We start from the raw sequence: 11584 nt of genomic DNA, 5'->3' as shown, positions 1-11584 counted from the left end.
CCCTTTTTTTATGGCCGATACGCACCCGAGCCCGGATGCCTCTGCACGCAACCGCGCTAGAAAATGTCCACTGCTCCTACGTTGACCGTGTCGCCCAGCAAGCCCCTGCGCACCAGATCCCCATAGCTGAAGACCTGATTACCGCCGGAGTGCTGACCGTAGTCAACGCCGCGTTCCGCACGCTCCAGGGCGGTGCTGGGTGAATCGTCCGCCGTGATGCGGGTAAAGCCGCCACAGGCCGTGAGGTGCCCGGCCTGGGGAAAATTGAACTTCTCAATGTTGGCACGGCAACGCTCGAAAGCGGCAAGCACCAGCGGCTCTTCCGGGCAATGCATCAGCACCGCAAACTGCTCGCCGCCCAGGCGATAGATGTGGTCATAGGTGCGGAACGTGTTGTTGAGAATGCGCGCCACCAGCAACAGCACTTCCTCGGCAATCAAGTGGCCATGCTTTTCACCCACGGCATTGAAGTGGTCCACGCTGATAGTGCCCAGCCAGTAATTGGGGGGCACACGATGGCGACGCTCTTGACCCGGCGCAACCTTGGCGTCGCGCTGCGGGCTGATGGCGCCCGCCACTTCGTCCAACTCTTCCAGCACCGCGCTGTAAAACGTGTCATCCAGCGCCTTGCGATTGAGAAGCCCGGTCAGGCCATCGCGGTCACTGAAGGCCAGCAGATGGAACATGTTGCGAAACACGTGCAGCAATATGTCAATCGTCTGCAGCTCGGATTCCGTCAGTGCCTTGGGCGAATGGATTTCGAGCACGCCGTCTTCCTCGGAGCGTGAACTCTCAAAGGTCGGGATATAGGTGATTCGGGGGCCCGCGTCACCGGCCAATGCGACTTCGATGTTTTCATGCGTTTCGATGCAACGCAGGCGCTGGATTTCATCTTCCAACAAGGGGAGTTTTTCAAAATCCACACGCAGAGGGTCTGCCACCATGCCGCCACCCCGGGCGTCCAGCGTAGCGATCTGCATCCATCGCCGGACTCCCTCCTCGCTGATGACTTTTGCCACTACGACCCGTTGCAGAGGCAGCAGGTCAATGAGCGCTTTTGACAGCGTCAATTCCAGCAAATCCCTGTCTCTGTGGTCGGTGAGTTTGATGATGTGTTGGACTAGTGTTCCCATCGGAACATGATAGCCCTGAAAGCTGCGCACGTCACCCTGGCAAATACTGCCGAAACACCCGCCTGGCTCAGTTTCTGGCCGCTTCTTTGAGGGCCTGGCGGTAGGCCTGTGTTGCCGCCTCGGCGTCTTGGCGCTGCTCGGCAATTTCCGCCAGCGCGCTCCACGCATCGCGCTTGAGCGCCGCATCCTGTTGCAGCGCCAGCGACTGTTTGAGCAACTGCTGCGCCTTGCCCCACAGACTCAGACGCATACAAACCATCCCAGCAAGGTACTGCAAGGCGGCATCGCGCGGATTGGCTATCTGGGCGGATTCAATGCGTGACAGCCACTGCGCATCCGGCGACTGCGATTGAGCCGAAAAACCCGACTCAAGCAGACGGACCAAACGGATCTTCTGGCCTTCATTCAAGCTATCGGGCCGCTCCAGCATGGCGTTCCACACGGGCAGCAACCAGTCGCGCGACATAGCCGGTTCGCCACCTTGATCCAGCAGGCGCTGCGCCGCCCGCAAGGCAACATCCGGCAGCACCCGCTCCACCTGCTCCAGGCCATCCCATGCGCGTTGCAATTGCACCGGGTCATGCGCCGTATTCAAATGCTCAATGGCGAGTCCTTGCGAAATGCTGCGTCCAGCCACCTCGGTAAAGGCGCGGTGTTTGGTCAACAACCTGGCCATTTCCAGAGCCTGCAGTGGTCTGCCAGCCATACGGGCTGCCTTGAAGCGCAGGCGCAAGGCCAAGGTACGGCGGGAGGCGCCCTGCGGCATCAGGTCCAGCCACTCCAGCGATTTGACCGCCTCGCGGTCATCCAGCGCCCAGCGCGCTGCACGCAAGTGCACGCCGTCCCGCAGTTCCTGCGCGTTGAGGGCCATGGCGTGATCCAGCGCCTGGTTCAGGTATTTTTCGCGCAAGGTACGGTCATTCAGCGCATGGGCACTCTCGGCAGCCAGCAGGCAGGCCAATGCCCGCAGGCGATCCGCGTACGACAGCGGTTCCCCGGTAAGCGTCACCGATTCCTCCAAGGACACCACCAGCTCTGCTGCCTTGCGTGCCCGGATATAGCGGCCGCTGATCAGATGCGAGAAGGAGTCCAGCAAAGCAGTCTGAATGGCACGTTCCTTTTGTTGCAGACGCCAACGCCGGGCCTGCTGAGGGATGCCGAAAAAAGCAGACAGCGTGCGCAAGGCCAGATGCAATGTCACAAACACCAGTGCCAGCCCCAGAAGGAACAGATTCAGGGAAACATCAACCCGGTAAGGCGGCCAGAACAGGGTGACCGTTCCGGGGTTGTTGCCAGCGAACAGCGCCAGCGCAGCTGCCACCGCAAAGAGTCCCATCAACCACAAGGCACTACGCATGGTCAGCGTCCTGCGGCGGCGGTGGACAGCGCGGCCAAAGTATCGTCAATACGGGGGATCTCCAGGGATCGCATCTGCCCTTGTACCTGTTGCAGCAGCGCCTGGGCTGTCTGCGTCTTGCGGGAGCCTGCGTCGAAGTAGTGCGTCATGGCGGTGGCTGCCGTCGCCAGATCGGCACGCGCAGATTCGGCTTGGCGTGACAGCAACCCCAGACGGGCATTGAGCAAACGCAGTTTAAGGTTTTCCCGCAGAAAGAATGACTGTTCGGGCGACAACAGCGCCGCATCGGGGTCTTCCACACGGCTGACGCGCACCAGATTGCGAAACTCATCCAATGCCACGCTTCCCAGCCGTACCCACCATTGGGGAGGCAGCTCGTCGGCCTTACGCTTGCCACCATCGGCAGCCTTGCTGCCGGAAGTCGGCGCTGAAGCATTGCCCACCGCATTGGCGATGGGAAGGTCGTCCGCCAGCACCACCAGTTCATCAAGCTTGACCAGTAGCGAAGGCGTGTCCGCCAGCGCTGTGGCCTTGATGCGGGCCACGTCGCGCGCGATGGCGCGCTGCAGGGGTGTCAGACGCGGTTGCGCGGCTCGGGTAACGCGCAGATCCGCGCTCTTGAGGGCAGCCAGCAAGGGCTCAATGCTGCCCGTGAGCTGGGACTGCTGCTGTGCCAGACGGATGGCGGAATCAATGTCCACCACCAGATTTTCATCGCGCGAGCGCGACAAGCTCTGCATAAGTTCTTCCAGCTGGGTGCGCTGCAAGGAAACTTCTGCCAACTTGGCCTCGGTCACAGCCATCTTGGCCGCCGTATCCAGTGCCATTTCCTGCGCCTGTTTGGCCGTGGCGCGGGCCTCCATGGCTTGCGAACCGGCATCGGCGCTTTGGCGCGCGAGCTGTTGTTGGATATTGCTCAGCTTCTGCCAAACCAGAATGCTGCCCACTACGCCGGCCACGGCCACCAGGGCAACCGCAAACAGCAGACGACGGGAAGCAGAAGAAGGCGCCTGCACGGACGAAGGTTCGGTTGCCGCTGGCACGGAGACAGGCTCCGCCCGATCAGTCGTTTCAGGGTTGGCGGATGGGGTGCTCATGCCAGCGATTCTATCGAGGCAATCAAATCAGATATTTCTGGACGTGACTCGCACACAACACCAAAACCAGCCTCCCGCGCCGCTGCCGCAATGCGCGGGTGGGTTGCCACGGCACGTGCCGCGCGCCAGTTCACACCGGCGGCCGCGGCACGCAGGTTGGCGATGGCTTCGGAACTGCTGAACAGCCAGATACTGCGGTCCGCAGCGGCCAGTTGAACCAGCGCCACCGCGCCGGGTTTGAGCACTGGTGCGCAGCGTTCATAGGCCACGACAAAATCCACCGTGGCTCCCTTCTCTACCAGTCGCTGTGCCAGCCAGTCGCGCCCCACGCCCTTGCCCATATCCTCTGTGTCGAGCGGTTCGGCTTCGGTGCTGCCGCGCACCACCAGTACCCGCCAACCGGTTTGCACGCGCTGCCGCACCACCTGCCAGAGGGCCTCGGAGTCAAACTGCGAAGCGCCAGCGTCCGGCGCATCAATGCACTGGGGCGCAATACCGGCGGCCCGCAAGGCCGCGACCGTGCCAGGTCCCGTAGCCCAGAAGCGTTGTTCCGGCAGCAGATCCGGTTGGGCCGAGCCTTGCGGCCGGACGGCGAAAAAATGCTCCACCGCATTGGCGCTGACAAACATCAGCGCATTGAAGGTGGTGACCTTCTGCCAAACGGCAACCACGCCTTGGCTGTCCGCAGCCGGACGGATTTCAATCAGGGGTAACGCCAGCGCGTCCAGACCCGCATCGCGCAAGGCCTTCACCCACTTTCCGGCTTGCGGTCCGGGACGGGTGACGATGACGCGCATCAGGTTTTGGCTTGGATGGACTGGACTGCCACCTGCAGCTTGTGCGCGACGGACTCGCCCAGGCGCAGCGCACTGCCAGCATCGGTAACCGTTGCCCGCTCCTGCACGGTCACCAGAGCGTGCTTGCCGTCAGGGTCGCCCCAGGCGGCACGGATATCGAGGACATTGCCTTGAAATACGCCGTGCGCTGCCAAGGGCATGGAACAGCTTCCGCCCATGACACGGCTGACGGCGCGCTCGGCCGTCACCGTTAACCAGGTCCGGTTGTCCATCAGATGTGACAGGGCGCGCACCACGTCGTCGCGCCCGGTACGCACTTCAATGCCCAGCGCCCCTTGGCCCGCGGCAGGCAGCATCTCCTGGGTTTCAAAAATGGTGCGAATGCGCGCACCCAGCTCCAGCCGCTTCAGACCGGCCGCCGCCAGCACAATGCCGTCGTACAGGCCGTCGTCGAGCTTGCGCAAGCGGGTATCGAGGTTGCCGCGCAGCGGCTCTATCTTCAAATCGGGCCTGAGGGCACGCACCAGTGCCATGCGGCGCAGGCTGGAAGTGCCCACCACGGCACCTTGGGGCAAGTCCTGCAGCGTGGCGTAGCGGGAAGATACCCAGGCGTCCCGCGGATCTTCGCGCTCCATCACACAGGCGAGCTCAAATCCGGGGGGAAGCTCCATCGGCACGTCCTTGAGCGAGTGCACAGCCAGATCCGCCTTGCCTTGCTCGAGCGCGGTTTCCAGCTCCTTGACAAACAGGCCTTTGCCGCCGACTTTGCTCAGCGATCGATCCAGAATTTGGTCGCCCTGGGTGGTCATGCCCAACAGCGTGACCTGGTGGCCTTGCTGTTCCAACAGCGCCTTAACGTGGTTTGCTTGCCACAGAGCCAGACGGCTTTCTCGGGTGGCGATGGTGAAATGTTGCACTGCGGTAACCTGTTTGTAACGGGAAGTTCCTAGCCAATGCTAGCATGTTCATCCATGAAGAATCCCTCCCCCCCACCCCCTGCCGCCGCCTCGTCTGTCACTGCAAACAAGCGCAACAAAGACAACGAACGTCCCCTGGTCGAAGACATCCGGTTACTGGGCCGGATTCTGGGGGATGTGATCAGGGAACAGGAGGGCGTGGAGGCCTACGAGCTGATCGAGCAGATCCGCAAACTGTCGGTCGCCTTCCGCCGCGACGCCGACCATGAAGCCGACAAGGCGCTCAAGAAGCTGCTCAAAAGCCTGAGTGGCGACCAGACAGTGAGCGTGATCCGCGCCTTCACCTATTTCAGTCACCTGGCCAATCTGGCCGAAGACCGCCACCACATTCGCCGCCGCGCCGTCCACGAGCGCGCCGGTGAAACGCAGGAAGGCAGCATTGAGGTCGCCATGTCCCGCCTGCGTTGGGCCGGCATCTCGCCACGGGTGATTTCCCAGACGCTGGAACAAAGCTACGTGGCCCCCGTGCTGACCGCCCACCCCACCGAAGTGCAACGCAAGAGCATTCTGGACGCCGAGCGCGATATCGCCCAGTTGCTCACCGCGCGGGACGACATCAAGCAGCGCGCCATTGCCTTTGAGGGCCGCAAGGACGCACTCTCCCCGCGCGAGCTGGATGCCAACGAAGCCCAAATGCGCGCCCGCGTGATGCAGCTCTGGCAAACCCGCTTGCTGCGCTACAGCAAGCTCACCGTAGCCGACGAAATTGAAAACGCGCTGAGCTATTACGAATCCACCTTTCTGCGCGAGATCCCCAAGCTTTATGCCGAGCTGGAGGAGCTTCTCACCACCCAGCCGGTGCACACCTTCTTGCGCATGGGCCAGTGGATTGGTGGCGACCGCGACGGCAACCCCAACGTCAGCGCCCATACCCTGGAATACGCCCTGCGTCGCCAGAGTGAAGTGGCCCTGCGCCACTACCTCACCGAAGTGCATTACCTGGGTGGCGAGCTGTCCATTTCGGCCATCCTGTGCGACACCACGCCCGAGATGCAGGCACTGGCCGAGCGGTCACCCGACACCAACGAACACCGCAAGGACGAGCCCTACCGCCGCGCGCTGACTGGAATGTATGCGCGTCTGGCCGCCACACTGCACAACCTCACCGGCACCAGCGCTGCGCGCCACGCGGTGGCACCGCAAAACGCCTACGTCACGGCGGAAGAGTTTGTAGCCGACCTGCGGGTGATTGAGGCGTCGCTGAATGCCAACCATGGCATGGCCCTGATTGCCCAGCGGTTGCGCCCCCTGATCCGCGCCGTGGAAGTGTTTGGCTTCCACCTGGCAACCGTCGACCTGCGCCAAAGTTCCGACAAGCACGAGGAAGTGGTCTCCGAACTGCTGGCCACCGCCCGCATCGAGTACGCCTATTCGGCGCTGGACGAATACACCAAGCGCACACTGCTGCTCAAGCTGCTCAACGACGCCCGCCCCCTGCGCGTGCTGGGTGCCGAGTATTCGGCCCACACGGTGGCCGAACTGGCCATCTTCTCGATGGCGCGCGAGATGCGCCAGCGCTTTGGCCACGAGGCCATCCGCCACTACATCATCAGCCACACCGAGACCGTGAGCGACCTGCTGGAAGTGTTGCTGCTGCAAAAGGAAGTGGGACTGATGCAAGGAACGCTGGACGCGCAAGGCAAGAACGATCTCATCGTCGTGCCCTTGTTCGAAACCATTGAAGACCTGCGCAATGCCGCACCCATCATGCGCGACTTCTACGCGCTGCCGGGCGTGACCGAACTGATCAAACGCAGCGGCCGCGAGCAGGACATCATGCTGGGCTACTCCGACAGCAACAAGGACGGCGGCATCTTCACCAGCAACTGGGAGCTGTACCGCGCCGAAATCGCCCTGGTGGAACTGTTTGACGAACTTGCCAAGGCCCACCAGATCAAGCTGCGCATGTTCCATGGCCGTGGCGGCACGGTGGGTCGCGGCGGCGGCCCCAGCTACCAGGCCATCCTGGCCCAGCCCCCTGGCACGGTGCGCGGCCAGATCCGCCTGACCGAACAGGGCGAAGTCATTGGCTCCAAATACGCCAACCCCGAAATCGGCCGGCGCAACTTGGAAACCCTAGTCGCCGCGACCCTGGAAGCCACGCTGCTGCAACCCACCAAGTCCGCCACCAAGGCGTTCTTGGATGCCGCCGCCGAGCTCTCGCACAACAGCATGTCGGCCTACCGTGCGCTGGTCTACGAGACACCCGGGTTCACCGAATACTTCTTCAGCTCCACGCCCTTGCGCGAAATTGCCGAACTCAACATCGGCTCGCGCCCGGCATCGCGCAAGGCGTCTCAACGCATTGAAGACCTGCGCGCCATTCCCTGGGGTTTCAGCTGGGGCCAGTGCCGCCTGACGCTGCCCGGCTGGTTCGGCTTTGGTTCTGCGGTGGCGGCTTTCGTGCAAGCCGAAACCCCGGCCAAGTCCAAGGAACGCATGGCTTTGCTGCAACGCATGTACAAGCAGTGGCCCTTCTTCAAAACACTGCTGTCCAACATGGACATGGTGATGGCCAAGAGCGACCTGGCCCTGGCCTCACGCTATGCCGAACTGGTGAACGACGCCAAGCTGCGCAAGAAGATCTTCAGCGCCATCGAATCCGAATGGCACGCCACGGCCCAGGCCCTGGTGCAGATCACCGGCGAGAAGCAACGCCTGGCCAACAACGCAGCCCTGCAGCGTTCCATCAAGCACCGCTTCCCCTACATCGACCCCCTGCACCACCTGCAGGTGGAACTGGTACGCCGTTACCGCGCCGGCATTGCCGACGAACGCGTGCAGCGCGGTATCCATATCTCGATCAACGGGATTGCGGCGGGGTTGCGCAATACGGGGTGATGGCCCCTGCTCTGCTGCGGACGAACTCCAGAAACTCGTTCGGCAACATCGGTTTGGCAAAAAGGTAACCTTGGGCAAAGTCGCAGTCGGCTTCCATCAGAAGGTCTCGCTGCAGTGTGCTTTCTATGCCCTCTGCGATGATTTGTATACCCAACTCATGGCCCATTCGGATGATGGCCTTGCACAAGGTGAGGTTCTTGGAACCCTGACGCAATTCCCGCATGAAGGATTGGTCTATTTTCAAGAAGTCGATGTCGTAGCGGTGCAGGTAGGACAGCGATGAATAACCAGTGCCAAAGTCATCCAACGACAGGCGCAGGCCCGATTGGCGCGTAGTCTGCAACTGCTGCTGCACCCATTCGGAGGCATCCAGCAGCAAGCCTTCGGTAATTTCGACAACGATGGCCTCTGGCGCCACATCGATGGAGTGCAGGTATTCCGACCAGTCAGAACCCTGAGGGCGCTTGCTTTGAAACTGAAGGGGCGATTTGTTGACCGAAATCTGCATCGATGCGTCCACCTCATTGCGCCAATGGCGAACCATGTGCGCAGCTGAGCGAAAAACCCATTCGCCAATTTCCTCAATCAGGCCGATGGATTCAGCCAGAGGGATGAATTCGCTGGGAGGGATCAGCCCTTGCTGCGGGTGATTCCATCGGATCAGCGCCTCTGCCTTCTGAATGGCACCCGATCGAAGGTTTACGATCGGCTGGTACACCAAGTGAAATTGCTGCTCGCGAACCGCAATATGGAGGTCATGGGCCATGCGCAGGCGGTTGCTTGAACGCTCCTGCAGTGCAGGTGTAAAAAAGCAAAAACGGTTTCTGCCTTTCTTTTTTGCCTCGTACATCGCCTGATCCGACAACTTCAGCAATTCGTCAAAAGACTCTCCGTTCTGCGGATACAAGGTCACTCCGACGCTGACCGAGACAAAAACGCACTGATCAAGCAGATCAAAGGCGTCGTCCATGCAACAGACGATCTTATGGACGATGTCACCTACGTAGGTGACTGACATCTGGTCGGTCAGGATGATGGCGAATTCATCGCCTCCCATGCGGGCCAGGGTGTCCGATGTGCGCAGGCAACCGGCAATGCGCTTGGATGCGGCGACCAACAACTGGTCTCCCACGGAGTGTCCCAGGGTGTCATTGACTTCCTTGAAGTGATCTAGGTCCAGTATCAGCAATGCAAGCCCATGGCCACTGCGCTTATGGCTGTTGACCGCTTGCTCCCAGCGGTCACGCAGCATGCGGCGGTTGGGGAGCCCGGTGAGCGCGTCGAAGTTGGCTTGCTGCCAGATGAGAGCTTCCGTTTTCTTATGCTCGGTGATGTCATGGGCAACGCCGTAGGTACCAATAGTCCTCCCCGTGGCATCACGAAGCGGCATTTTCATAGAGACGTTCCAAGCCTCGGTGCCATCACTCCAGACTTCGTGATGGAGCTGATTGAATACCGGCGTGCCAGTGCGCATGATTTCCAACTCTTCGCGACGCGTTTGCGCGGCGTGCTCCGCTGAGTAGAAATCAGCATCCGACTTACCAACAGCTTGCTCAGGGCTATCCAGCCCATATCGCTTAGCCAAGCTGGCATTGATACGAATGAAGCGACTCTCGCGGTCCTTGAAAAATATCTGATCGGGCACGCTGTCCATCATGGAATGCATCAAATCGCGTTCGTATTGGATAGCCATTTCCTGCAGATATTTTCCCGTCACATCCCGCCACTGCGACACGATTCCAGCGCTTGTTCCGAACGGCATGTAGCGATAGGCAATGCGCTCCAGCCAGCGTCCGTCCTTGAGTTTGAAGTAGCGCGGCTTGGGCTCGTCCAGGCCGAGCTTGAGAAGACGCAACGCAAAGGCATCATCCTCCGGGTTGGCAAGCAAACTGGCCTGGTATGCAAACCGCTCACTGGAGGTCATCCCGTAGACACTCTGCTCGGTAAATCCCCACATCTGCAAGTAGTGCTGGTTCACGAATTGCAAAACGTAGGCGTCGTTCATCAGCATGATCCCATCCGGATGGGATCGCAGCAGCTCCTCAGCCCAATGATGTTCTTGCATCCGAATCTCCTCGGGGGCACTGTTTCGGTGCCTGCCACATCCTACCCCAATGGATGCAACTTGAAGAAATACTGCATGCAACGCACTACACCAGCACAACATCAAACAACTGGTGCTGCAATAGCCACATGGCCTGCACCGCATTGGCGATCTGACCCTGGCCTCGCAATGCGCCGAACTACTGAACGACACCAAGCAAGCTGCGCAAGAATATCTACAGCGCCATCAAACCCTTGGCTTGTTCAGCTTAAGAATAAAAGGTCGCCACAATTTCTGGGTCTAGGCGAATCACCCTTTCCTATTTCATCTTACTGATATCGTAGGTATCCGAAACGCGCTTTGCATCGGTGATCCGATACACCTCGCACTTAGGTGTATCGGGCCTATTTACCAAGCGGAAGTTTTCACACTTTGCTATAGCAGCAATATCTGCAGCATCCTGTGATGGCTGGTCCGTCACAAAACCCCACGCCCCTTTGTAATCCCCATATGGCGCATACGCTATGGATTTCATGGAATCAACATGACGCAAATGCTCCACCGCACTCACAAAGCTGATGGATCGCTTTTGTCCAACGAGGTCATCGGGTACCGGCAAGAGGCTCATGAAGGTTGGAATCTTTTCATAAACATCCACGGGCTTACTGAAATCAAATGCCCTTATTGAACTGTCTTGAATTTGTTCCGCCCAAGCTGCCAACTTATCGATTGCGACTTTTTTGTATGGCTTAGCCTTGAGTTCTTCTGGCGTCCAATCACCGGTGCCAGTTCCTCTGATACCGAGTACATCCGCGTTGATGCCCAGAACAATTCGGTAGTATCGCCCCCCACTTCCAGAGTTGGTCAATACAACGTTCAGAAATGTAATTGGAGTAGTTCCCGCATTGACTGTCTGCGCATCAATCGTCATGCAGTTGTCTTGTCGGCCACGCCCCTTGTCACGCATCACTAAATGCCCCGGGGCGCAAGGAGTGCCGGTCCAGGAGGAATTGCTTCCAGGCCCCGTGTTTACCCCAACATACTGTCTGGCAAGAAGATATCCGCCGGAGTAGTAATCCAGTTGCACATATCCCATCTTTATGGGATCGGTGCCACCATTTGATGTATAGGCCTTTCCACTTGTAAATTTCCAGTTTCCATCATTTTGGATTATTGGATATCCACCAACCAAATCGCCGGGTTGGATGTAGTCACCAGCCTTGATCTCCCGAAGATTGCCTTCTGGATACAGCTCTGTTGCATGGGTTCCCGCAACAACAAAAGCCAATAGCAAGAATGAAACAGCTTTATTTAACATTCACGAACTCCCTAAAAATT

Annotated in this window: 8 protein-coding genes; 1 reads left to right on the top strand and 7 read right to left on the bottom strand. The window is 59.6% G+C overall.

Annotated elements, in window-relative coordinates; genetic code table 11:
• Positions 1-56: 56 nt before the first annotated feature.
• The 5 genes from AAGF34_RS16795 to hemC all read right to left on the bottom strand — a co-directional run bounded on the left by AAGF34_RS16795 (position 57) and on the right by hemC (position 5301).
• Complete coding sequence (locus AAGF34_RS16795) at positions 57-1133, bottom strand: GGDEF domain-containing protein (RefSeq protein WP_342616859.1); 1077 nt, start codon at positions 1131-1133, stop codon at positions 57-59.
• Positions 1134-1200: 67 nt separating this feature from the next.
• Complete coding sequence (locus tag AAGF34_RS16790; protein WP_342616858.1) at positions 1201-2490, bottom strand: heme biosynthesis HemY N-terminal domain-containing protein; 1290 nt, start codon at positions 2488-2490, stop codon at positions 1201-1203.
• A 2-nt stretch (positions 2491-2492) separates the two neighbouring features.
• Positions 2493-3587, bottom strand: coding sequence for a uroporphyrinogen-III C-methyltransferase (locus AAGF34_RS16785; protein ID WP_342616857.1), 1095 nt, complete (start codon positions 3585-3587; stop codon positions 2493-2495).
• Complete coding sequence (locus tag AAGF34_RS16780; RefSeq protein WP_342616856.1) at positions 3584-4384, bottom strand: uroporphyrinogen-III synthase; 801 nt, start codon at positions 4382-4384, stop codon at positions 3584-3586. Before AAGF34_RS16780 ends, AAGF34_RS16785 begins: the two co-directional genes overlap by 4 nt.
• Positions 4384-5301 carry a hydroxymethylbilane synthase gene (hemC, locus tag AAGF34_RS16775; protein ID WP_342616855.1) on the bottom strand — a complete coding sequence of 306 codons (918 nt, stop codon included), beginning with the start codon at positions 5299-5301 and terminating at the stop codon, positions 4384-4386. The genes AAGF34_RS16780 and hemC overlap by 1 nt, the downstream gene beginning before the upstream one ends.
• A gap of 54 nt (positions 5302-5355) precedes the next feature.
• On the opposite strand from hemC, the gene ppc reads away from it, so the two are divergent.
• Positions 5356-8202, top strand: a complete 2847-nt coding sequence (ppc, locus tag AAGF34_RS16770) for a phosphoenolpyruvate carboxylase (RefSeq protein ID WP_342616854.1) — start codon at positions 5356-5358, stop codon at positions 8200-8202.
• On the opposite strand, the gene AAGF34_RS16765 is transcribed toward ppc, so the two are convergent.
• Positions 8165-10348, bottom strand: a complete 2184-nt coding sequence (locus tag AAGF34_RS16765; RefSeq protein WP_342616853.1) for an EAL domain-containing protein — start codon at positions 10346-10348, stop codon at positions 8165-8167. The two genes, ppc and AAGF34_RS16765, sit on opposite strands and share 38 nt — an antisense overlap.
• A 217-nt stretch (positions 10349-10565) precedes the next feature.
• Entirely contained in the window at positions 10566-11564 is a 999-nt protein-coding gene (locus tag AAGF34_RS16760; RefSeq protein WP_342616852.1) for a hypothetical protein, read from the bottom strand.
• Between the last annotated feature and the right edge of the window lie 20 nt (positions 11565-11584).

The organism is Rhodoferax sp. GW822-FHT02A01 (assembly GCF_038784515.1).
Taxonomy (GTDB): domain Bacteria; phylum Pseudomonadota; class Gammaproteobacteria; order Burkholderiales; family Burkholderiaceae_C; genus Allorhodoferax.
The sequence above is the reverse complement of the archived record's forward strand: the minus strand, read 5'-3'. Positions and strand labels throughout refer to the sequence as shown.